Origin of the sequence: Pseudomonas sp. RL_5y_Pfl2_69, assembly GCF_963970465.1 — a bacterium.
GTDB lineage: Bacteria > Pseudomonadota > Gammaproteobacteria > Pseudomonadales > Pseudomonadaceae > Aquipseudomonas.
On the sequence record NZ_CAXAOU010000013.1, the window covers coordinates 107,874 to 129,863 of the forward strand.

Here is a 21,990-nt window from a genome sequence, read left to right on the forward strand (position 1 = left end):
CGGGGTCCCTTTAAACGATCAGTCTGAAAATACGGGTTGAATCAAACAAAGCGCGCCAGCAGCAGGGTCAGCCCCAATGCGACCGACGACGCCAGTACCGTGGCGGTGGTGAAGGTTTTCAGGGCGTCGGTCAGCGAGACGCCCAGGTACTCCTTGACCACCCAGAAGGCCGAGTCGGTGACATGGGTCCAACCCATTGCCCCGGCACCGATGGCGATACAAATGATCTCCTTGCTCACGGTCGGATGCGCGCCGAGCATGGGCAGCACCATGCCTGCGGCACTGATCATGGCCACTGTTGCCGAACCGACGGCGAAGTGCATCAAGCCGGCCACCAGCCACGCCAGAACAATGGGGTTCATATTCAATTGGGTCAACGAGGCGGACAACGCGTTACCCACGCCGCTGTCGATCAGGATGCCATTGAATGCGCCTCCGGCGCCGATGATCAGCAGGATACTGGCCAGCGGCGGAAAACTTTTTTGCGTGTAGTTGAGCAGGTCGGACATGGACAAGCCGCGACGCAGGCCCAGCGCCCAATAGGCAAACACCACGGCAATGGACAGTGCGATCAGGGGCGTACCCAAAAACGAAATAACGCTGAATGCCGTGGAATCATGTGGCAGACCGGCAGCGAAACTTTTGCCGACCATCAGCAGCAACGGCAGGGCAATGGTCAGCAGAGTGACGCCAAGGCCCGGCAAGTCGCGGGTTTTGCTGTCATCACAATGTTCGTTCAAAAAGGCTTCTTGAGTGGCTGGCGCTTCGGGTTTGCACACCAGCTTGACCCACAGCGGCCCGGCAATGATCGCAGTCGGCAGCGCGACGATCAGACCGTACATGATCACTTTGCCCACATCGGCGCCCAGCATCCCGGTAATCGCCATTGCGGCGGGGTGGGGCGGCAACATGCAATGAACGGCCATCAGCGACACGGCCAGCGGTACGCCCAGATACAGAAGATTAATTCTGGTTTCTTTGGCGACCACATAGATAAGCGGAATCAGCAGGACGAAACCCACCTCGAAAAACACCGGGATGCCGGCTATGAATCCGACCAGCATCATGGCCCACGAGGCGCGCTCTTTACCCAGGGCCCTCAACAGTGCCTGTGCGATGCGCTCCGCGCCGCCGGACTCTTCCAGCATCTTGCCCAGAATCCCGCCCAGGCCAATGATCGTTGCCAGAAACCCGAGGGTTCCACCAACACCCGCTTCATACGACGAAGCAATTTTTGCCAGTGGCATGCCTGAACCGATCCCCACCACAAAGCTCGCAGCAGTCAGGGCTAAAAAAGCATGGACGCGGACTTTGACGATGAGAAAAACGATCAGGGCGATGGCGCAAAACAACACCAGCAATAGAGTGGGACCGCTGTGCATGGGAGATCTCCGGGAAGCGCTTTTATTGTTGAAATAAGTGATCGGAGTCACTTTGCTTCCGGCAATTAGAGGTTACATCTGCGCGGGCTGACAAAGGATGGTTTTTCACGGTACAGATGATGTGGGGTCATCTGTCAGTAGGTATTCATGTGCAATGACTACTGGAGCCCTGATTGCAGATGACATTTTGTGAGCGTGGTGGTTATAGTAACCACTATTGGAGGTGGCGAATTTGAATAGCCGGCAGCTGATAACCGCAATAGAAGCTGACGGTTGGTATCTTGTACGGAGCAAGGGGAGCCATCACCACTTCAAGCACCCGACGAAGTCGGGACTGGTAACGATTCCTCATCCGAAGAAAGATTTACTGACCAAAACGATCAACAGTATTTTGAAGCAAGCTCAGCTTTGAAGAGCAGGCTGCTTTAACCAGCCCTGTGGAGGTTTTGAACATGCTTTACCCAATAGCGATTCGCCCTGGCGATGAACAACATGCCTGGGGTGTAGACGTGCCGGATATTCCTGGGTGCTTCTCTGCGGGGGAGGATCTTGACGACGCGATGGCCATGGCACGCGAAGCCATTGAAGGGCATCTGGAGATTTTGGCAGAAGATTGCGCCAGAATTCCTGTTGCAACCCCGGTAAGCGCTCATGTCTCCAACCCGGAGTATGAGGGCTGCATCTGGGCATTGGTCGATATCGATATCACCAGATACCTCGGAAAGGCGGAAAAGCTGAATATCACCTTGCCCGGAAGTTTGCTGAATCGGATCGATGAGTATGTGAAGCATCATCCTGAACAAAAGAGCCGTTCAGGATTTCTGGCTTCGGCAGCATTGAAGGTTTTGCAACAAGCGTAGGTCGGGGGAAGGCCACCTCGCGAAGCCCCAAAATCGTGGGGGCGAGCCTGCTTGCGAAGCTCTGCAGGCCTTCGCGAGCGGGCTCGCTCCCTCAGGTCAGAAATCCCAGCGAGTGGTCAGCATGAAGTTGCGTGGCTCACCATAAATCGCCGAGTTATAGAACCCGATGTTGGTGTAGTAGTACTTGTCGAAAACGTTATTGACGTTGAGCGTGGTCGACAGGTTTTTAGTGAATTGATAACGGGTCATCAGATCCACAATCCAGTAGGGCTTTTGCGAGAAGTCTTCGTACCTGTCCTTGGGGCTGTTGTACATCTCTTGCCAGGCGGTGCTCTGCCAGCGTGCGCCACCGCCCACGGAGACCTTGTTCAGATCGCCCTTGAGTTTGTAGATGGTGTAGAAACTGAGCTGGTCTTCGGGTTCAAAGGTCGAAATCTTTTTGCCCGTGTCATCGCGCACCACCTTGTGGGTGTATCCGCCCTGCAGGCTCCAGCCAGGGCTCAGCTCACCGGATATTTCCAGCTCGTAGCCCTTGGTTTTTGCCGAGGTACCCTTGAAAGCGTAGTTGGGCGGGGTGGGCGACAGGTTGTTCCAGGCATCATCGGGGATGGGGCGATTGCTTTCCTTGACTTCAAAGTACGCCAGGCTGGCGTTCAGGCGGCCATCGAAAAACTCGCTCTTGAGGCCGATTTCATAGTTTTCACCCTCGTCCGGATCAAGCATCTTGCTGTTGCGATCCAGGTTGTAGAACTCTTGGGGCATGAATACATCGGTGTAGCTGGCGTACGCCGTCAAGTAGTCAGTCAGGTCATAGGTGACGCCCGCGTAGGGGATCAGGCGCCCCGACTCGCGGTAAGTATTGGTGGTGCCGGTGAGGGTGTAGTTGACCACTCGACCGCCCAGAAAGACTTTCAAGTCATCGGTGACATTCAGGCGTGTGGTGGCGTACATGCCTGTCTGGCGCACGGTGTCGTCGCTGATTTGGGACGCGCTGCCCCAGTCAGGTTTGGCCAGGTGCCCGTCCCAGTTAAAGTAATCGACGAGGTTGGGTGTGGAGAACGTGACGTCCCAGTAGCCTTTGCCTTTCCAGTTCGCGGTACTGATCGAGCCACCCAGCACCAGTTCATGCTCTCGTCCCAGAAAATCGTAGGGACCGCTGACATAAATGTCAGCCGCGTCGCTGACGGTTTCGCCCTTGTAGCGCTGTGCGTTGATTTTGGCGGTGCCATCAGCGGCAGGCTGGTTGAACTGGATGGCCCCTAGCTGGGCATCGTAGCCATTGATCTTGTGGTCCAGTTGCAGCTTGCCCACCCAGCCACTGCCCAGATCCTGTTCCAGGGTCGCGAAGACGGTGCGGGTGTATTGCTGCCAACTGCTCCAGTCGGTGGCGTTGCTGAACGCGCGTTTGGCGCTGTTGATCTCGCCCGCGTAGTTGTAGAGCGGAAAACTCCCCGACCAGGTAGAGCCCTGGGGTTTGTTGTCCTGATAGTCGGCACCCACGGTCAGCAATGTGTCGGGTGTCACGTCGACTTCGAGGATGCCGTAGAACACCGAACTCTGGTTCGAGTAGCGGTCGATATATGACTGCCGGTCCTGATAGGCCGCGACTGCGCGACCTCGCACATTTCCGGTTTCGGTCAATGGGCCGCTGAGGTCCACTTCCGTGCGGTAGTTGTCCCAGGAACCTGCGCCTGCGGTGATATGGCCGTGAAAATCGCTGGTGGGTTTTTTGCGTACCAGGTTGATGGTGCCCCCCAGCGACCCCGCACCGCTGAGCAGGCCGGAGGCGCCCTTCAGCACCTCGATGCGGTCATAGATCGCCATGTCACTCAGGGTGTTGCCTGCCGAGTAGGCAACGTTGCGCACGGCGGAGGGAATGCCGTCGTACTGGAAGTTGTTGATCGAAAAACCGCGGGAGTAGTAGTTGGTCCGGTCAGTGTCATAGGCCGACACGGTGATGCCGGGTGTATGGCGCATCACGTCGTCGACATTGTCGAGTGCGAAGTCATCCATGTGCTGACGGGTGATCACGCTGATCGATTGCGGCGTTTCCCGGGGTGTCAGTACCAGGCGGGTGGCCGTTGCAATCGCCCCAGGCGTGTAGGAGCCGGTGCCTTCGGTCACGGTGCCCAACTGGTTGGTGATGACTTGAGTGGCTCCCAACTCCAGCGCCGAGTCAGTGGCGTGAGCGACCAGAACATAGCCTCCGTTGCTCTGGCGCTGCGCTTGCAGCCCGCTGTTGGCGAGCAGGCGGTCCAGACCTTCCTCGACGCTGTATGAACCCTCAAGCCCGCCGGTGTTGAGGTGTCGGGCCTGTTCAGTGTCGAACGAAATAGTGACCCCTGCCTGTACGCCAAATTGGGTCAGTGCATTGCCCAGGGGGCCGGGGGCAATCTGATAAACCGTCTGGCTTTGCGCGCAGGCCTGAGTGGGCATCAGTGCCAGACCGGACAGGCTGGCAAGGGACGCACCCAGCACTGCCAGGCGAACAGCGCGCCTTATTTTAGGGGTGGCATGGAGGGGGAGCGGGGGCATTCGGTGATCCTTGCGTTGTCATGGCAGAATTTCGCTGTAGTCGCGACTTATGTCATTGACGGATGAGAATCGAAATCAGCAAGGTTAAAGTTCAAAACAATAGGGATTGAGCTTATGCCGGTTCGACACTGGCCCAGTAGCGAGTCAGGAAACGCACTTTCACCGGCAGGGTTTTACCTAGGTTCTCCAGTATCGTTTCGGTGTCATCGATACGAAACGCCCCCGAGATACGCAGGCCCTGAACGGACGAAGCGCAGCGCAGAACGCCCGGGCGATAACGTTCCAGCGCCTCGATAAAGTCGCCCAGGCGCCAGTCGTCCACGCTCAACATGCCCTTGACCCAGGCCGTTGAGGCAGCAGGCAAGCCCTCGATTGCATCCACGTCATCACGGTCGAAAGTGACTTGTTGCCCGGCCTCGAGGCGCACGGGCTGATCGCTGTGCCCGTGTGGACGAATCTCCACTGCCGATTGCTCTACGCCGACCCGCGTCTGTTCGGGCAACTGGCGAACACTGAACCGGGTGCCGAGGGCGCGCACGCTGCCGTCCTGGGTGTGGACGATAAATGGACGCTGGTCAGGGTCCTTGGCGGTCTGCACCAGAATTTCGCCGCGATGCAGGCGGATCAGCCGTTGTGTTGAATCGAAGTGGATATCCAGTGCGGTGTCGACGTTCAGTTCCACTTGCGAACCATCGTCCAGGCGCAGTGAGCGTCGTTCGCGGATGTGGGTGCGGTGCTCGGCAAGCATCGAGCGATACGGCACGTGCTCCGCCGCCAGCCATGAACTGCTGCCTGCGGCCAACAACAGGCCCACTATTTTCAGCACATCGCGGCGTTGAGCTTTCGCGGCATCGAGGCTAGAGAGGGCGGCTTCCTGGGGCATCATTGCCCATTGGCGCTGAAACCTTTCGAGCCGCGCCCAGGCCGCTTCATGTTGCGGGCTGGAGGTCAGCCAGGCTTGCCAGGCACGGGTGCGGGTCTCGTCGGCAGTACCGTCATTGAGCTGCACGTACCAGGTGGCAGCGGCCTCGAGCGCCTTGAGGTCCGGGGAAGGGGGCATCAACTGTCGACCAGCAACAGGCAGCGGGTCATGGCGCGAATCAAATGGTTTTTCACCGTTGTAACCGACACCATGAAGCGCTCGGCGGCGGCAACATAACTCAAGCCTTCGAGCTGCACGGCGAGGAAAATTTCCCGTGTTCTGGGGCCCAGTTCATCGAGCAGGCTGTCGATAGAAATCAGCGTTTCGATAATCGACAGGCGTATCTCGGGGGAAATATCCACAGGTTCGGGCTTGAGTGCCAGCGCCTGCAGATAGGCTTGCTCAATGGTGCGGCGACGAACCTTGTCGATCAACAGCGAGCGGGCAATCGCACTCAGATAACCACGCGGCTCACGAATGGGAATGTCATGACGTGCCGTCATGACCCGCAGGAACGTGTCCTGGGCCAGGTCACAGGCATCCGCCGTATTGCCCAGACGCACGCGCAACCAGCCCTTAAGCCAACTGTTGTGATCGCTGTACAACCGATGAAGCACTGAAGGGTCGAGCGCCGACATAATGAGGCAACCAAAATGTAATTGGTAATCGATCGCATTATTGTGATGGCAGAGTGTTTATGCAAGGGGGTTTTCTGTGGAGGGCGATGGCTGGCTGGATCCCGACTTGGTTTTACTCATTTTTCTGGGGACCCCCAAAAAATCTCCGAACAGGTGGGTTCACAACGTGTAACACCACGCCAAGGGACTTGCGCTTTTAAGTGTGTAGTGTGTGTATAAATAAATTGCACCATTGTTCGATGGTGTGTAGCGTACACACTAGTGCGGGGGTGGCTGAGTGCGAAGTCGTGAAGTTATCGAGTTGTTGGTGGCGGATGGATGGTTTGAGATAGCGGTCAAAGGAAGCCACCATCAGTTCAAGCATCCAGCCAAGGCAGGGCGGGTAACTGTTCCTCATCCCAAGTCTGAAATTGCGAAAGGGACGCTGCACAACATTCTAAAATCCGCAGGTCTCAAAGGAGAGTTACGGTCATGAAATTCCCAGTTGTAATACATAAAGATGCCGATTCCGATTTCAGCGTGACGGTACCTGATGTACCCGGCTGCTTTTCTGCGGGTGGCACTTTTTCAGAAGCGTTGGACAACGTGCAGCAGGCGCTGGCTTTGCATCTGGAAGGTGTTGTGGCGGATGGCGGCGAACTGCCCCAAGGCAAGGATGTGGATGCTCACCTTGAGAATCCGGATTATGTCGGTGGGATTTGGGCCGTGGTTGACTTCGATTTGACTCCTTATCTTGGGAAGTCGGTTCGATTCAACGCGTCATTACCTGAAAACCTGTTGCTGCGCATTGATGAGCGAGTCAGCAAGGATCACCGCTACGCATCGCGTTCGGGTTTTCTGGCCACAGCCGCATTGCGCGAGCTGAGTGTTCAGGGCTTTTGATCGTGGGAAAACGCTTTTAGCGAGCCTCCCAAATCCCGGAAACAAAAAAGGCCCACCTTTCGGTGAGCCTCTTTCGGTGTTGCGTATGGTGCCGGCACCAAGAGTCGAACTCGGGACCTACTGATTACAAGTCAGTTGCTCTACCAACTGAGCTATACCGGCGTTATGGGCGACGAGTATACCCGGATGTTTGAGCTTGTAAACCCCTGATAACAGACTATTTTCACGATTCGCGCCGAGGCTCGCTGAAGTACTGGCGCAAGTGCTCGACCGTGACCCGTACTTTCGCTGAATTGGCCAGCGGTGCAGCGTAAACGGCCCAGATATTTGCCTGTTGGCTGTAGTCCTGAAGAATGTGCACCAATTTGCCGTTTTCGAGGCTTTTGCGCACGTCCCACTGCGAGCGCAGCAAGATCCCACGACCGTCTATCCCCCATTGATGCACCACTTCACCGTGGTTGGCCGACAGGGCGCCGGTCACTTTCACGCTTTCTTCGCCCTCTGGTCCCTGCAAGCGCCAGAGCCCGAACGGATGGTCGCGCTCTTTGATGACCAGGCATTCATGGCCTGACAGTTCTGCCAACGTGCGGGGTTCGCCGTGGCGTTGCAGGTAGTCAGGGCTGGCGCAGAGCACGCGGGCGTTGTTGGCCAGCAGTTTGGCAATCAGGTTGGGCGCAATGTGGTCGCCGATTCGGATGTCCAGGTCGTAGCCTTCTTCAATCAAATCCACCAGACGGTCAAACATGTCGAAGCGGATATCCAGCGCCGGGTAGCGTTGCGACAGTGCTGAAAGCGCGGGGCCAACATGGCGTCGACCCAGCCCGAAACTGCTGACGATATGTAACTGTCCCCGAGGTTCCTGATGCAGTGCCGAGACTTCGTCGCTCATTTGCTCAACGGCATCAAAAATATGTAAAGCCCAGTGATAGACACGTTCCCCATCATCGGTGACGGCCACGCGACGGGTGGTGCGATGCAACAGGCGCACGCCAATACTGTGCTCCAGCAGTTGTATGCGCTTGCTCACATAGGCCGGTGAAACCCCTAACTCGCTGGCGGCGGCGGCAAAGCTGGAGCGCCGCGCCACGACCACGAATACCCGCAGGTCGTCGAGATTCGGCAGATTGTTCACGAATCGTGTCTTATCCATCAGCGTTTCACCTGATTATCTTTGCAGGCTCGCTTTATATCATGGGCTCACTTCTCCTCATCAAGAGTCAGCCCCATGAGCAAGACATTCAGAATTGCCGCCATCGCCGGTGACGGCATTGGTAACGAAGTACTGCCCGAAGGCCTGCGTGTTGTGGAGGCCGCCGCCAAAAAGTGGGACCTGAATCTGTCGATTGAAACCTTTGAGTGGGCCAGTTGCGATTACTACGAGCGTCACGGGCAGATGATGCCGGACAACTGGTTCGAGCAGCTCAAGGGCTTCGACGCCATCTTCTTTGGCGCCGTGGGCTGGCCGGACAAAGTGCCTGATCACATCTCGCTGTGGGGCTCGCTGCTCAAATTTCGCCGTGAGTTTGATCAATACGTGAACATTCGCCCGGTGCGGTTGTTCCCCGGCGTGGCATGCCCGCTGGCAGGGCGTGAGCCGGGTGATATCGATTTTGTAGTGATTCGCGAAAACACCGAAGGCGAATATTCCTCGGTGGGCGGGCGGATGTTTGAAGGCACTGAAAACGAATTGGTCCTGCAAGAGTCCGTGTTTACCCGACGCGGCGTAGACCGGATTCTTAAATACGCTTTCGAAGTGGCCAAGGAGCGTCCACGCAAGCACGTGACCTCGGCCACCAAATCCAACGGTATTTCCATCAGCATGCCGTACTGGGACGAACGCACTGAAGCGATGGCTGCACACTATCCACAGGTCAGCTGGGACAAGCAGCACATCGACATTCTGTGCGCCCGTTTCGTACTGCAACCCGACCGGTTTGATGTGGTGGTGGCGTCCAACCTGTTCGGCGACATCCTGTCGGACCTGGGGCCGGCCTGCGCAGGCACTATCGGTATTGCGCCTTCGGCCAACCTCAACCCGGAGCGTAACTTTCCTTCACTGTTCGAGCCGGTTCACGGTTCGGCGCCGGATATTTCCGGGCAAAACATCGCGAACCCGATCGCCATGGTCTGGTCGGGCGCACTGATGCTGGAGTTCTTGGGGAAGGGTGATGACCGTTATCAGGCTGCCCATGACGCCATTTTGCGCGCCATTGAGGATGTGATTGCCAGTGGTCCGAAGACGCCGGATCTGGGCGGCACGGCCTCGACTCAGGACGTCGGAAAAGCCATCGCCGCAGCCCTGGGCAACTGATCAGCCTGATCGCAGGGCTCAAGACTTGTGGGAGCGGGCTTGCTCGCGATGGTCTGGCGCTGGTTTACCTGACAGACCGCTGCGCTTGCATCGCGAGCAAGCCCGCTCCCACAAAAGCGTGATGTGCCCCAAAAAATCGGTTACAGGCTGAATCCCAGCTCAAACAACGTGCCGCTGGCATCGCTCACTACCCGCACCTGGCCGCCATGCAACTGCATGATCGAATGCACAATCGCCAGGCCCAGGCCGCCAGAGTCACCCGGTTGTGCCCGTGACGGGTCTGCCCGGTAAAAGCGGTCGAACAGTTTGTCGATATGTTGCGGATCGATCGCCGGGCCAAGGTTATGCACGCCAATCCAGCAAACCCCGGCCTCGTCGCGCCGTAGCAAGCGTACGGTCGAACCGGGCTGGGCATGGCGCACGGCATTGGCCAGCAGGTTGCCCAATGCCCGTTGCAGCAGTTGCTGATCGGCCATCAGCGACCCGCTGAGCTGATTGTCCAGGTGCAATTGACGATCTTCGGCCAGCGCCTCGAAATAATCACACAGCCCGTCACCCACCTCTGCAAGGTCCAGCACTTGCAGCTGCAACGGGCGCTGGCCGTGTTCGGCGCGGGCGAGAAACATCAGGTTTTCTGCCATGCGATTGAGCCGTTCATATTCTTCGATATTCGACGCCAGTACCTCCTGGTACTCGGTCGGGCTGCGTGACTGGTTCAGTGCCAGGCTGTTGCTTCCCAGCAAGTTGTGCAACGGCGTACGAATTTCATGGGCCAGGTCGGCGGAGAACTGCGACAACCGTGCAAAGCTGTCTTCCAGGCGCGCGAGCATGGCGTTGAGCGCCTGTACGGGCTCTTTGAGTTCGGCAGGTACGTTGTCAGCGGCCATGCGTTGATCAAGGCTGCGTGGGTCGATGCCAGCCATGGCGTGGGTCAGTTCGCGTAAAGGTGTGAGGCCGCGACGCAGCAGGAGCAGGCCAAGACCGAAAGCCAGCAAGGCACCCAATCCCACCGCGCCGTATAAACGCATGCGATAGCTGGCGAGCATTTGCTCACGCTCATCAAGACGCTTGCCTACGGTTACTCTCAAGGTTTCCCCGGCGGGACCTTGCGCCATCCCGGCCAGCAACACGGTAGTGCCTGCGGTTTTGATGTCCGAGCGCCGGGGAGCTTGTGCTTGAGCAATCGGCTGCACAGGGGGCAAGGCTTGTTGATGGGGGTTGATGGCAATGAGCGGGGTGCCGTCCTCGCGGTTGACCAGCAACACGCTGTCCAGGTTGCCCAGCATGTTTTGATACAGGCGGGGGCGTTCCTGCAGGGCTTCCAGGCTGTCGCTGTCATGCAACAGGGCACGGACCTGTTCAAGGCGCCCCAGCAAGGCCTGATCGTCACGAAACGCCAGTTCCGAGGCCAGTGAGCGATACAGAAACACTCCGATCACACTCAGTACCAGTGCGCAGGTCAGGGCAATCGCCAGCGCCAGACGCCAGGCGATGGATTTACTCATCGGGCGCTTCCAGCTGATACCCGACCCCGCGCACGGTGTGGATAAGTTTGGGCATATAGGGGTCGTCGACCTTGGCGCGCAACCGGCGCACGGCGACTTCGACCATATTGGTGTCGCTGTCGAAGTTGAGGTTCCAGACCTGGGAAGCGATCAAGGTGCGTGACAAGACTTCGCCCTGGCGGCTGGCCAGCAGTTGCAGGAGCGAGAACTCCTTGTTGGTCAGGCTGATGCGCTGGCCGCCCCGGCTGACGCGGCGGCGCAGCACGTCGATTTCAAGATCGGCGATGGCATACGACTCGGCTTCGCGCATGGGACCACGGCGCAGCAAGGTACGAACCCGGGCGAGCAGCTCGGCAAAAGCAAATGGCTTGAGCAGATAATCGTCTGCGCCCAATTCAAGGCCGCGCACGCGGTCTTCGATGGCATCCCGGGCGGTTAAAAACAGCACCGGCGTGGCGCCGCGCTGGCGAATCAGTTGCAGCAATTGCCAGCCATTGAGCCCCGGCAGCATCACGTCGAGGATGATCAGGTCGTATTCCTGCTGCTCGACAAAGTAACGGCCGTCCAGCCCGTTCAGTGCCACATCCACCGCAAAGCCTGACTCCTTGAGTCCCTTGGCCAGGAAATCTGCCGTCTTGGCTTCGTCTTCAACCACTAACAAACGCATCGCACACCTCGATCAATCGTCTGCACAGGCTAGGCGCCTTCGGGTGTGTTGCCTATTACAAACTTGTAATGCAACTGACGGAGTTCTGACGAGGGTCGCTGGTTAAGGTGGGCGCATTCGTACAGGAGCTAGCCAATGATGCTGAAAACCTTGTTGTTGTGGACTGCCGTTGGCGTTGCCGGCGTGGCCCAGGCAGCCCCGAATCTGGTGCGCCATGCCGATCTGGATCTGGTCACCGCCCGCCAGTTGGCGGATGCGGCCCTCAAGCACTGCACCGGTGCGCTGAGCGTGCTGGACCGTGGTGGCAACGTGCTGATGTCGATGCGTCCAGAGAGTGTTGGCCCGCACAACCTGCTGGCCAGCCAGCGCAAAGCCTACACGGCGCTGTCGACCAAAACCCCGACCCGTTTGTTTGCCGAGCGCGCACGCAGCAATCCTGAGGCGAGCAACCTTAATTCCATCGCCGAACTGTTGTTGTTGGGAGGTGGTGTGCCGCTGTTTGCCGAAGGCGAACTGGTGGGAGCCATTGGCGTGGCCGGTGCTGGCGGTGCGGAGCAGGACGAAGCCTGCGCAATAAAAGCGGCGCAACAGATTGGCCTGACGACTCAACGCTGAGTTGATTGTTTTTTAACCATTATTAGAGGATGACCGATGAAATCTTTGCGAATCACTTTGGCGGCTTTGAGCCTGAGCGCTGTGTCTAGCCTGACACTGGCCGCTGGCAACCCGTTGAGCGTACACGTGCTCAACCTTGAAAACGGCCTGCCGTCACCGGGGGTCAACGTGACCCTGGAAAAACACGTGGGTAAAGACTGGCAGCCGCTGGCTCAGGGCGTGACCAATGAACAGGGTCGTATTGGCGAACTGTTCCCGGCCAAACAAGCGTTCGAGGCGGGTGAATATCGGGTGGTGTTCAAGACCGGTGAGTACTTCAAGAAAGCTGGCCACGAGACGTTCTTCCCGGAAATTCCGGTGATTTTTGAAGTGAAAAACGCCGATCAGCATTACCACATTCCGCTGCTGCTCAGCCCGTACGGCTTCTCGACGTACCGCGGTTCGTAGGCCTGCAACAACCTGTGTGGGAGCGGGCTTGCTCGCGATGGGATCGTTGTGGTTTACCTGTCAGACCGCAGCGCCTCAATCGCGAGCAAGCCCGCTCACACAGGGTTATCCACAGCGCTGCGCAAGCACCATCAAATTACGCGGCGTCAGCTGGCTGTCGCAGAACTCGCCGACCTGTACTTCATAGCCGTTTTCCTTCAGGTACAGCGCTCGATCGAGCACCAGCCACACCTCCAGCGGGCGACGGAAAAGCCCGCGCACCAACTCCAGATTGCGCACCTGTGCCAGTCGTTTCCAGCCTGCTGCTTCCAGTGCCGACCAATCTTCCCTGCCGCTTGTGGATAAGTTCTTCAGCGCTGCCAAATCTTCGCAGTACTCGGCAAAGGGCTTGTTCAGCCAGGTACTCGGCAGCGAAGGTGTGGATAAATATTCATCGCACTGACGGTGCTGGCGCTGCCACAGATCAAAACCCAAACGCCGCGCCATCGACTCGTCGCGCAGGCGCCTAACACGGGCGCCAGCGGTCACGGTCTCGCTCATGGGCAGGCTCAGGTCCTCCAGTGACAGTTGCAAGTGCGAAGCCCTGGCGGCTGTGGATAACGGCTGATAGTGCGGCGCGCTGATGCGGTTGTAGCAGCAAGGCGACACGGCAAGTTGTCCACAGCCCGCCGCGCACGCCAGTTGCAGCAGGCGCACATGCAAATCGCCGCAGGCATGCAGCGCCACCGGGGTCATCCCGGGGGTGAGCTGCAAGGCCGCTTCGGGCGCGAGCACATCCTGTTGCACATGGCGCACGGCCAAGTGATGGCGCTGGCTGAGTTGCTGGCCGGACTCGATCAATGCCGGGTCATATTCCAGGCACGTCAGTTGTTGCCCGGGGCTTAGCACCCGACGACCCAAGTGGCCTTTGCCCGAGCACCAGTCCAGCCAGTGGGCGGGGATTTGCTTGAAGGTGAGGCTCTGGGCGAAGGCTTCAATCTGTTGCCACTTGCGTCCCGGCACGTCCACCTGCAAACGCTGGCTAGCGGGCGCAAGCGGCTGGGTGGGCAGGCGGTCAACCGAACTCAGGGCGAGGGAAGTCGCCGCCAGTTCAGGGAACGGCGCAGGGGCAGGCAAGTGTTGGGGGTGGTTGTGACTGGCTTCGGCGTCTTGCAACGAACGCTGGCGCAACCAGTGCGCCAGTTCGGGGTGTTGCGCTTCCCACGGCAGGTTCAGATGAGTGAATGGCCGTGGGCGCCACAGGTGCTGGTGGTCGTGCAAAAACCTGTCCAGCGCCTCAAAGCGGGCGAGCAGCGGCTCGCCCTCGTGGTCAGCGGCCCTGGCAGGCATCGACGCGCAACCAGCGCTCCAGCAGCTTGAACCCCTGGATCAGTACAAACGACATCAGCAGGTAGATCGCCCCTGCGGTCAGGAACATGTCCACGGTCAGGTAGTTGCGGGCGATGATGGTGCGCGTCATGCCGGTCAGTTCCAGCAGGGTCACGGTACTCGCCAGCGAGCTGGCCTTGAGCATCAGGATCACTTCGTTGCTGTATGCCGGCAGGCCGATGCGCGTGGCGCGGGGCAGGACGATATGCACCAGGGTCTTGAAGCGCGACATGCCCAGGGCCCGTGCAGCCTCGATTTCACCCGGCGGGATGGCCTGGATCGCGCCGCGCAGGATCTCGGCGATGTAGGCGGCGGTGTGCAGGGTCATGGTGATGATCGCGCACCAGAACGGACTACGCAGATACGGCCACAACGCGCTTTCACGCACCAGATCGAACTGTGCCAGGCCGTAATAGACCAGAAACAGCTGGATCAGCAGTGGCGTGCCACGGAAGAAAAAGATGTAGGCGTAAGGCAGCGAACGCACATACCAGAGTTTGGATGAGCGGGCGATGCCCAGGGGGATGGCCACGATCAGACCGGCGATCACCGAAATTGCAGTCAGCTCCAGGGTCAGTGTCGCGCCCTGCATCAGCTTGGGCAGCCATTTGAGGATTACTTCCCACTCCATTACGTCCTCCTCTCGAAGCCGCGCGCTGCGCGTTTTTCAAGCACGTGCATGGTGCCCATGGCCAGTACGGTCAGGCCCAGGTACATCACGGCTGCCACCATGTAGAAGGTGAACGGGTGTTTGGCGAAGGTCACGGCGTTTTGTGCCTGACGCATGATTTCTTCCAGACCGATGACCGACACCAGCGCGGTATCTTTCATCAGGATCATGAACAGGTTGCCCAGGCCGGGCAGGGCGATACGCCACATTTGTGGCAGAACCAGCTTGGTGAAGATCCGCGGTTTGGACAAACCCAGTGCCATGCCCGCTTCGCGGTGGCCTTTGGGGATGGCCAGAATGGCGCCGCGAAACACTTCGGTGGCATAGGCACCAAAGCACAGGCCCAAGGCGAGTACACCCGCCGCGAAGGCGCTCAGGGTGAGTTCGGGCATGCCGATGTATTCGCCGATGGCGCGCACCAGATTCACGCTGCCGAAGTAAATCAGCAACACCCAGAGCAGTTCGGGAACACCACGAACCAGGGTCGAATAGGCGCCGCCCAACCATCTAAGCGGTTTGTAGGGGGATGTTTTGGCCAAGGCACCGAGCAATCCGAGCACCAGGCCCAGACACAGCGCAGTAAGTGCCAGTTTGACGGTCATCAGCGCGCCAGCGGCAAGCGCCGGGCCGAATCCGTATAGATCGATAGTCATGGGGTAGGCAGGCTTTGCTAGGGACTGTCGCGCCCGCAGGCGCGACGGTCAGGCAGGTCAGTAGATGCTGAACGGGAAGTACTTGTCGTTGATCTTCTTGTACGTGCCGTCTTCAACGATTTGCTTGAGGGCCAGGTTCAGCTTGGCGCGCAGTTCGTTGTCGCCTTTACGCAGGGCAATGCCGACTTTGTCGTCTTCGTTGACCGGTTCACCCTTGAACTCGTAAGCCTGGCCAGCCGGGCTTTTGAGCCAGTCGTAGTTGGCGTACTTGTCTGCCAGCAAGGCATCTACACGGCCCGAAGTCAGGTCGAGGTAGGCGTTTTCCTGGGTGTCGTACAAGGAGATGGTCGCGTCGGTGCCCAGGTTGTCATCCAGCCAGGTTGCGGCCTGAGTTGAACGCTGGGTGCCCAGGGCCTTGCCCTTGAGGGACGCGATGTCGGTTTTGAAGTCGACTTTTTTCGGTGCGATGAACTGCTGCTTGTTGGAGTAGTACGGGTCGGTGAAATCGACCGCTTGCTTGCGTTCGTCAGTGATCGACAGCGAAGACACGATGAAATCGTATTTTTTGGCGTTCAGGGCCGGGATGATGCCGTCCCAGTCGGACGTGACGATCTCGCACTCGGCTTTCATCTTGGCGCACAGAGCCATCGCGATATCGGGGTCGAAGCCCACGACTTCGCCACTGGCGTTTTTGTTATTGAACGGTGGGTAAGCACCCTCAATCCCTACTTTGTACTTATCAACAGCCAGGGCGTTGGCGCTGAAAACCAGTGTGGCGGCAGCGGCCATGAGAAGCTTTTTATAGTTCTGCATTCGTGTTGCTCCGTTAGCGGTTGCTGGACATGAATTGTTTACAGCGCGCCGAAACCGGGTTGTCGAACACCTGTTCTGGCGACCCTTGCTCTTCGATCAGGCCCTGATGCAAAAACACTACTTCGCTGGACACCTGACGGGCAAAGCCCATTTCGTGGGTGACCAACAGCATAGTGCGACCTTCTTCGGCGAGCGCGCGGATCACACTAAGTACTTCTTGAACCATTTCCGGGTCAAGTGCCGATGTTGGTTCATCGAACAGAATGACTTTGGGCTGCATGGCCAGCGTGCGGGCAATTGCCGCGCGTTGTTGCTGGCCGCCGGACAATTCGGATGGATAGGCATGGCGCTTTTCGCCAATGCCGACCTTGGCCAGCAATGCTTCGGCGACTTCGATGGCCTCGGCCTTGCTCTGGCCCAGCACCCGACGCGGAGCCTCGATAATGTTGTCGAGGATGGTCATGTGCGGCCACAGGTTAAAGTTTTGAAATACAAAACCCAGTTCACTGCGCATGCGGTTGATCTGCTTGCCGTCGGCCGCGATCAGTTCGCCATTTTTGGCTTTCTTGAGTTTGAGCTCTTCACCGGCGACCAGGATCTGGCCGTCGTGGGGGTTTTCCAGCAGGTTGATGCAGCGCAACAGGGTGGATTTGCCGGAACCGGAAGAACCCAGGATCGAGATCACGTCGCCGTCGCGTGCGGTCAGCGAGATACCTTTAAGTACCTCAAGCTCGCCGTAGCGTTTGTGCAAGTTGCGGATTTCAAGCGCGGGCGTGGCCAAAGCCATGTGCGTTCCTCATTGTGTTCGGGTGCGATCCTGCTGTTGGGCGGCCTTCCTGGCGCAGGCCAAGCTAGCATAGGGTTGCAGAGGCAACCAGCCGCCCTGAAGACACAAAAGACGTGAGGGTGGCAGTTTGTCGCATCGCTACAGCAGAGTGTCGCGCCGACAACAACCGACCCCGTATTTCGCCGTTCGGCCAGACAGGTGTCGCTTAAAAAAGGTCGCGATGTTGCCAGCTTTGGCCCGGTGTTGGAAGCGCGAACCTACTAAAGGTTAAAGATGTGCACTGCTTTTGGGCCATATGGGCAATTTTGGGTATTTTTGGTGCGCCGAGAGCCTGGGAACTGAGTGTTACGGTAACAAATGGGCGAAAAGCCATTACGCTCAATGGGTTGCGGTGTGTGTTGCAAATCGTTGCAGCCCGCGGAAACCGTGCATTTGTCACATTCTGGCTCAGTTATTGCGTCAAAGATTCTAAACGCCCCGTTGGTTACTTTTTACGAAAGTCAACGCGGGTGCTCGGAATGGCTTCAATGAAAGGTAGTCCCAATGAGCAATACGCAATCCTCTAATGGTCTGGAACAAGGGCTTAAGCCACGGCATGTGACCATGCTGTCGATTGCCGGAGTCATCGGTGCCGGTTTGTTTGTCGGCTCCGGACACGCGATTGCCCAAGCAGGTCCAGCTGTGCTGCTGGCTTATGCCGCAGCAGGCACCCTGGTGGTACTGGTGATGCGCATGCTGGCCGAAATGGCCGTGGCATCCCCTGACACCGGTTCGTTCTCCACTTACGCCGACCGTGCCATCGGGCATTGGGCCGGTTTCACCATCGGCTGGCTGTACTGGTGGTTCTGGGTACTGGTTATCCCGCTGGAAGCCGTCGCCGCCGGTACCATCTTGCATGCATGGTTCCCTGACACGGCGATCTGGGTATTTACCCTGGTCATTACCCTGTTGCTGACGGTCACCAACTTGTTCAGCGTCAAGAACTACGGTGAGTTCGAGTTCTGGTTTGCCCTGGTCAAAGTGCTGGCGATCATTGGCTTCATTATCTTGGGTCTACTGGCGATTTTCGGCTTTCTGCCTACCAGTCAGGTCAGCGGTGTGGCGCATCTGTCCGATACCATCGGCTTTATGCCCAACGGCATGGGCGCCGTACTGGCTGCCATGTTGACCACCATGTTCTCGTTCATGGGGACTGAAATCGTCACCATCGCGGCGGCGGAGTCCAAGGATCCAAGCAAGCAAATCACCAAGGCCACCAACTCGGTGATCTGGCGCATTGGCTTGTTCTACCTCGTGTCGATCTTCATCGTTGTGGCCCTGGTGCCGTGGAACGACCCGGCGTTGGCACAGTTGGGCTCCTACCAGACCGTACTTGATCGCATGGGTATCCCGAATGCCAAGCTGATCGTTGATATCGTGGTATTGATCGCGGTAACCAGCTGCCTGAACTCGGCGCTCTATACCTCCTCGCGGATGCTGTACTCCCTGAGCAAGCGCGGTGACGCACCGGCTGCGGCCAAGCGCACCAATGCTGCGGGCACGCCTTACTGGGCGGTGATGATGTCCACCGGCGCAGCTTTTGTAGCGGTATTCGCCAACTACGTGGCTCCGGCTGCGGTGTTCGAGTTCCTGCTGGCCAGCTCTGGCGCCATTGCGCTGTTGGTGTACCTGGTGATTGCCGTGTCGCAACTGCGCATGCGCCAAAAGCGTACGGCTCTGGGCGAGAACATCTCTTTCAAGATGTGGCTGTTTCCGGGGCTGACCTACGCGGTGATCGTCTTCATCGTGGCTATTCTGACGATCATGTTGTTTCAGGAAGCCCATCGCGTTGAAATCATGGCTACCGGTTTGCTGAGCATTCTGGTGGTGTCGGCGGGCCTGCTGGTGGCACGTCGTCGTCGCATTGAGAAGTTGGGGGCAACGGTACTTAACTGAGGCCAGGACGGTTCTTGCGGTTGAGTCACCAAAAAAACCGCCATCCTTAGGGATGGCGGTTTTTTTATGGGCGTTGAATTTACTGAGTCCTGTCAGAGCATTCTTGACACGGTAAAGCGAAATTCGCTGCCTTCTCCCGGCGTGCTTTGCGCTACTAGCTGGCCGCCATGGGCCTTGATAATGCCCTGGGAAATGTACAGCCCCAACCCTGTGCCCAGCGCGTTGCCTTCTTTTGCTGTCCAGTATCGATCGAAGATGTGCGGCAACTGCTCGGGGGCAATACCCTTGCCTGAGTCCCGCACGCTGAAGACGATATCGTCGCCGTTGGACATGGCCACCACGCCGATTTTGCCTTGCGCCGGGGTGAACTTGATCGCATTGCCGATCAGGTTGGACAAGACCTGAAACAGACGCTCCGGGTCGGCATTGATTTTCAGGTCGGGTTCGGCGTGAAAGGTCAGCTCCACCGCTTTGTCCAGCGCCAGCGGCGCAAGCAGCGACAGTGCCTCTTCAAACATCTGGGTTACATCCAGCGGTTGCGGGCTGATGGTATAGCGCCCGGCCTCGATTTTCGAAGTGTCCAGCAGGTCATCAAGCAGCACGCTCATGCGGCTGCTGGCCTGTTGCATGGTGTCGATGGCCGACGTGATACGCCGCGAGGTGTGCGGGCCCTCGCTGCTGAAGGCCTTTTGCATCATGCCGCAGAGCATTGAAATGATGGTCATGGGGTTGCGCAGGTCGTGGGACACCACTGCCACCAGTTCGTCCCGTGCCCGTACAGCCTGTTGCTCTCGCAGCACCTGGCGCGACAGGTCGTTTTCCAGGGCCGAGCGGCGCAGGTCATTGGCGGCAAACAGATCACCGTGGCTCCATTGTGCAGAGATGCCGTCCATCTCGACCTTCCAGATTTCGAAAGAGGTGCGCGGGCTCAAGCGCAGGCCATTGCTGCCCGCTTCAAGGTTAAGCGGCTTGTTGGGGTCGCCGCTCCACTTGATGCTTTCTTTGACTTCACTTCGAAACCACAACACGGCGTTGTCCACAGGCTTGGGCAGGGTCATGGCCAGCAAGCCGCTGGCAATGTCCTTGTACTGCGCTGCCGGGGCATGGAGTGCGCTGAGGTTGTGGCTGGACAAGACTGGCTGGCCACTGTCCTTGAACCATTGGTACAGCCCGCGAATATCTTCTGAAGACGGGCACTGGCCATAACGGTGCAGCACCTTGTCTTCCAGGATGGCCACGCCGCTGGCACCGGTCAGTGCCATCAATGCTTCTGGCAGGTGCGCCAGGCCATCAAACACGGCTTCGGTGCTTTGCACCATTGCCTTGTTCAGACGCACCAGGGCATCCATTTTGGCTTCGCGTTGGCGGCTGATCTCCAGCGTCTGCAGGGCGCTGATTTGCAGGGACAGTACCTGGCCGATGGTTTGGCAGGCCATGCGCAGTTCATGGGGCACATGCAGTGTCTGGCGGTGCCCGCAACTGATCAGGCCCCACAGGCGGTCGCCGTCCATCAACGAAATGCTCATGGATGACAGCACGCCCATGTTTTTCATGTACTGGCAGTGAATCGGTGAAACGCTGCGCAATACGGCTCCGCTCAGGTCCAGCGCCTCGCCGGTGTCGGGGCGCAGTTCGGGAATCAGCGGTACTGGCTGGTAGTCGGCATTGGGAATGATGCGCAGCCAGTGGGTGCGGTAAAGCTCACGGGCTTGCTCCGGGATGTCGGAGGCCGGGAAAAACATGCCATTGAACAACTCCATCGCGGGAGAGGATGCTTCGGCAATGACCTGGCCGTGGCCTTCATCCTGGAAGCGATAGATCAGCACCCGATCGTAGCCCGTCAGCGCCTGAATTTCGCGAACGCAAATTTCATACAGCGCGGGGAGAGTCTTGGCGGATTGCAGGCGTTGCAGCATGCGGCTCAGGTTGCGCACTTTGTTCATCGTGCTGTGGATTTCTGATGCATCGGGCTTGAGCTCAAGCTCCAGCACCAGAATGCCCTGGTCGCGGTGCAGCAGGCCTTCGTATTCGCGCCCCAGCAGGCTCAAGGCCAACGGCGGCGCATCGGTCAGCGTGTCATGGGCGCCAGCCTGCTGTACCGCGTCAGCCGCTTCAGAGCCAGTAAGAGCGGCCAGTGGCAGCCCCAGCAGTGATTCGGCACTGTGGCCGAACATGGTCTGCACATTGCGACTGACTTGTTGAATGCGCAGGTCGGGCTGCGACAGTGTCACCAACAGGCCGTGGGGTTGAATGGCCCCGGGAAAGCGGATGGGTTCATCAGCACAATTGGCCAGCAAGCGTTCAAAGGCTTGAGGGTCCTGTGGATTCATAACAAAACCTCCTGTCGTTCGAGCCATTGCTCGAAGCAGCTAAACGTAGAGCAGGCGGCCTGTACGGCTTCGCCTCGCGCTTGAGCGTCGAGGGGTACGCTGCCCAGAAAATACATGAATGCCTTCCATTGCCGTCCTGTTGCTTCGCCGTAAACGTAAAGAAAAGCGCAGCCGTTGTGTGCATCAAGGCCCAGGCGTTCCGACATCTGCTTGCGCAGCACATTACCGCCCAGGGTTGCGCCTTCGAGCACATACAGCACACCCAGAACGCTGGCCGGGCTGGAGAGTGCGGGGAGGGTGTCGCACAGCGCGAGCGACTGGGTGTTGACCCCCAGAGCCTGCAGGTCCCGATGCAATGCGGGCGTCTTGAGCCGTGCATGCAGATCAAAGCCGGGTGTCATCCAGGGGCTGTGTTGCAGCCGATCTTCCAGCTCGTGATAGAACCCGTAGTAGGCGCTCAACAGGCGCTTATAGCGTTCGAGGTCGAGGGTGTCGCAGAAGAACGGCAGGCGTTTTTCAAGGGCGACATGAAGTGTTTGAGTGCCAGAACGCAGCGCGTTCAGAGCGGGCGATACCGCTGATAAAGTTTGGTCTTGTGGCATGCCTTGTAAGAGGGCTCCCTGTGTGCGCGAGAAGTCGACGCTCAAGATTGTAGGAGCTCATGGCATTA

Annotated in this window: 22 protein-coding genes and 1 tRNA gene; 8 read left to right on the forward strand and 15 right to left on the reverse strand. The window is 58.3% G+C overall.

Features of this window, described 5'->3' with window-relative positions; all coding sequences use genetic code 11:
• Positions 1–41: 41 nt before the first annotated feature.
• Positions 42–1,382: a GntT/GntP/DsdX family permease gene (locus tag AACY07_RS20215; protein ID WP_326397210.1), complete on the reverse strand. Its 1,341-nt coding sequence runs from the start codon at positions 1,380–1,382 to the stop codon at positions 42–44.
• Positions 1,383–1,614: 232 nt separating this feature from the next.
• Between AACY07_RS20215 and AACY07_RS20220 the strand changes: the two genes are divergently transcribed.
• Together AACY07_RS20220 and AACY07_RS20225 are read left to right on the forward strand one after the other, a co-directional pair.
• Entirely contained in the window at positions 1,615–1,794 is a 180-nt protein-coding gene (locus AACY07_RS20220) for a type II toxin-antitoxin system HicA family toxin (RefSeq protein ID WP_339477091.1), read from the forward strand.
• Positions 1,795–1,834: 40 nt separating this feature from the next.
• Positions 1,835–2,242: a type II toxin-antitoxin system HicB family antitoxin gene (locus AACY07_RS20225; RefSeq protein ID WP_339477094.1), complete on the forward strand. Its 408-nt coding sequence runs from the start codon at positions 1,835–1,837 to the stop codon at positions 2,240–2,242.
• Positions 2,243–2,338: 96 nt separating this feature from the next.
• Here the strand turns inward: AACY07_RS20225 and AACY07_RS20230 are convergent, their stop codons facing one another.
• The 3 genes from AACY07_RS20230 to AACY07_RS20240 all read right to left on the reverse strand — a co-directional run bounded on the left by AACY07_RS20230 (position 2,339) and on the right by AACY07_RS20240 (position 6,337).
• Positions 2,339–4,777 (reverse strand): TonB-dependent siderophore receptor, encoded by a 2,439-nt coding sequence (locus AACY07_RS20230; RefSeq protein WP_339477097.1) that lies wholly within the window; start codon positions 4,775–4,777, stop codon positions 2,339–2,341.
• Between the two features lie 112 nt (positions 4,778–4,889).
• Positions 4,890–5,837 (reverse strand): FecR domain-containing protein, encoded by a 948-nt coding sequence (locus AACY07_RS20235; protein ID WP_339477100.1) that lies wholly within the window; start codon positions 5,835–5,837, stop codon positions 4,890–4,892.
• On the reverse strand, positions 5,837–6,337 hold the full coding sequence (locus AACY07_RS20240) for a sigma-70 family RNA polymerase sigma factor (protein ID WP_339477102.1): 501 nt from the start codon (positions 6,335–6,337) through the stop codon (positions 5,837–5,839). The genes AACY07_RS20235 and AACY07_RS20240 overlap by 1 nt, the downstream gene beginning before the upstream one ends.
• Positions 6,338–6,614: 277 nt before the next feature.
• Between AACY07_RS20240 and AACY07_RS20245 the strand changes: the two genes are divergently transcribed.
• Both AACY07_RS20245 and AACY07_RS20250 read left to right on the forward strand, forming a co-directional pair.
• Positions 6,615–6,812, forward strand: a complete 198-nt coding sequence (locus AACY07_RS20245; RefSeq protein WP_219262563.1) for a type II toxin-antitoxin system HicA family toxin — start codon at positions 6,615–6,617, stop codon at positions 6,810–6,812.
• On the forward strand, positions 6,809–7,219 hold the full coding sequence (locus AACY07_RS20250; RefSeq protein ID WP_219262562.1) for a type II toxin-antitoxin system HicB family antitoxin: 411 nt from the start codon (positions 6,809–6,811) through the stop codon (positions 7,217–7,219). The genes AACY07_RS20245 and AACY07_RS20250 overlap by 4 nt, the downstream gene beginning before the upstream one ends.
• 86 nt (positions 7,220–7,305) lie before the next feature.
• Here AACY07_RS20250 and AACY07_RS20255 read toward each other — a convergent pair.
• Positions 7,306–7,381 (reverse strand) — tRNA-Thr (locus tag AACY07_RS20255).
• A gap of 61 nt (positions 7,382–7,442) precedes the next feature.
• Complete coding sequence (locus AACY07_RS20260) at positions 7,443–8,369, reverse strand: LysR substrate-binding domain-containing protein (protein WP_339477105.1); 927 nt, start codon at positions 8,367–8,369, stop codon at positions 7,443–7,445.
• Between the two features lie 75 nt (positions 8,370–8,444).
• On the opposite strand from AACY07_RS20260, the gene AACY07_RS20265 reads away from it, so the two are divergent.
• A complete protein-coding gene (locus AACY07_RS20265) occupies positions 8,445–9,530 on the forward strand; it encodes a tartrate dehydrogenase (RefSeq protein ID WP_219262561.1) in 1,086 nt (361 codons plus the stop codon).
• Positions 9,531–9,670: 140 nt separating this feature from the next.
• Here AACY07_RS20265 and AACY07_RS20270 read toward each other — a convergent pair whose 3' ends face one another.
• Positions 9,671–11,035, reverse strand: coding sequence for a heavy metal sensor histidine kinase (locus tag AACY07_RS20270; protein ID WP_339477108.1), 1,365 nt, complete (start codon positions 11,033–11,035; stop codon positions 9,671–9,673).
• Positions 11,028–11,702, reverse strand: a complete 675-nt coding sequence (locus AACY07_RS20275; protein ID WP_133079103.1) for a heavy metal response regulator transcription factor — start codon at positions 11,700–11,702, stop codon at positions 11,028–11,030. Before AACY07_RS20275 ends, AACY07_RS20270 begins: the two co-directional genes overlap by 8 nt.
• 135 nt (positions 11,703–11,837) lie before the next feature.
• On the opposite strand from AACY07_RS20275, the gene AACY07_RS20280 reads away from it, so the two are divergent.
• Both AACY07_RS20280 and uraH read left to right on the forward strand, forming a co-directional pair.
• Entirely contained in the window at positions 11,838–12,317 is a 480-nt protein-coding gene (locus AACY07_RS20280) for a GlcG/HbpS family heme-binding protein (RefSeq protein WP_339477110.1), read from the forward strand.
• A gap of 36 nt (positions 12,318–12,353) precedes the next feature.
• Positions 12,354–12,764: a hydroxyisourate hydrolase gene (gene uraH / locus AACY07_RS20285; RefSeq protein WP_019824778.1), complete on the forward strand. Its 411-nt coding sequence runs from the start codon at positions 12,354–12,356 to the stop codon at positions 12,762–12,764.
• Positions 12,765–12,869: 105 nt separating this feature from the next.
• Here the strand turns inward: uraH and AACY07_RS20290 are convergent, their stop codons facing one another.
• Genes AACY07_RS20290 through AACY07_RS20310 form a run of 5 tightly spaced genes read right to left on the reverse strand, consistent with a single transcriptional unit; the run spans position 12,870 to position 17,055 of the window.
• Complete coding sequence (locus tag AACY07_RS20290) at positions 12,870–14,093, reverse strand: methyltransferase (protein WP_339477114.1); 1,224 nt, start codon at positions 14,091–14,093, stop codon at positions 12,870–12,872.
• Positions 14,074–14,763, reverse strand: coding sequence for an ABC transporter permease (locus AACY07_RS20295; RefSeq protein WP_046810328.1), 690 nt, complete (start codon positions 14,761–14,763; stop codon positions 14,074–14,076). The genes AACY07_RS20290 and AACY07_RS20295 overlap by 20 nt, the downstream gene beginning before the upstream one ends.
• Positions 14,763–15,455 (reverse strand): ABC transporter permease, encoded by a 693-nt coding sequence (locus AACY07_RS20300; protein WP_339477116.1) that lies wholly within the window; start codon positions 15,453–15,455, stop codon positions 14,763–14,765. The genes AACY07_RS20295 and AACY07_RS20300 overlap by 1 nt, the downstream gene beginning before the upstream one ends.
• 57 nt (positions 15,456–15,512) lie before the next feature.
• Positions 15,513–16,268, reverse strand: a complete 756-nt coding sequence (locus AACY07_RS20305) for an ABC transporter substrate-binding protein (RefSeq protein ID WP_019824783.1) — start codon at positions 16,266–16,268, stop codon at positions 15,513–15,515.
• Positions 16,269–16,281: 13 nt separating this feature from the next.
• A complete protein-coding gene (locus AACY07_RS20310) occupies positions 16,282–17,055 on the reverse strand; it encodes an ABC transporter ATP-binding protein (RefSeq protein WP_133079108.1) in 774 nt (257 codons plus the stop codon).
• Between the two features lie 543 nt (positions 17,056–17,598).
• On the opposite strand from AACY07_RS20310, the gene gabP reads away from it, so the two are divergent.
• A complete protein-coding gene (gene gabP / locus AACY07_RS20315; protein ID WP_133079109.1) occupies positions 17,599–18,990 on the forward strand; it encodes a GABA permease in 1,392 nt (463 codons plus the stop codon).
• A 92-nt stretch (positions 18,991–19,082) separates the two neighbouring features.
• Here gabP and AACY07_RS20320 read toward each other — a convergent pair whose 3' ends face one another.
• Positions 19,083–21,320, reverse strand: coding sequence for an ATP-binding protein (locus tag AACY07_RS20320; RefSeq protein WP_339477121.1), 2,238 nt, complete (start codon positions 21,318–21,320; stop codon positions 19,083–19,085).
• Positions 21,317–21,922: a biliverdin-producing heme oxygenase gene (locus AACY07_RS20325; protein WP_339477184.1), complete on the reverse strand. Its 606-nt coding sequence runs from the start codon at positions 21,920–21,922 to the stop codon at positions 21,317–21,319. The genes AACY07_RS20320 and AACY07_RS20325 overlap by 4 nt, the downstream gene beginning before the upstream one ends.
• Positions 21,923–21,990: the final 68 nt, after the last annotated feature.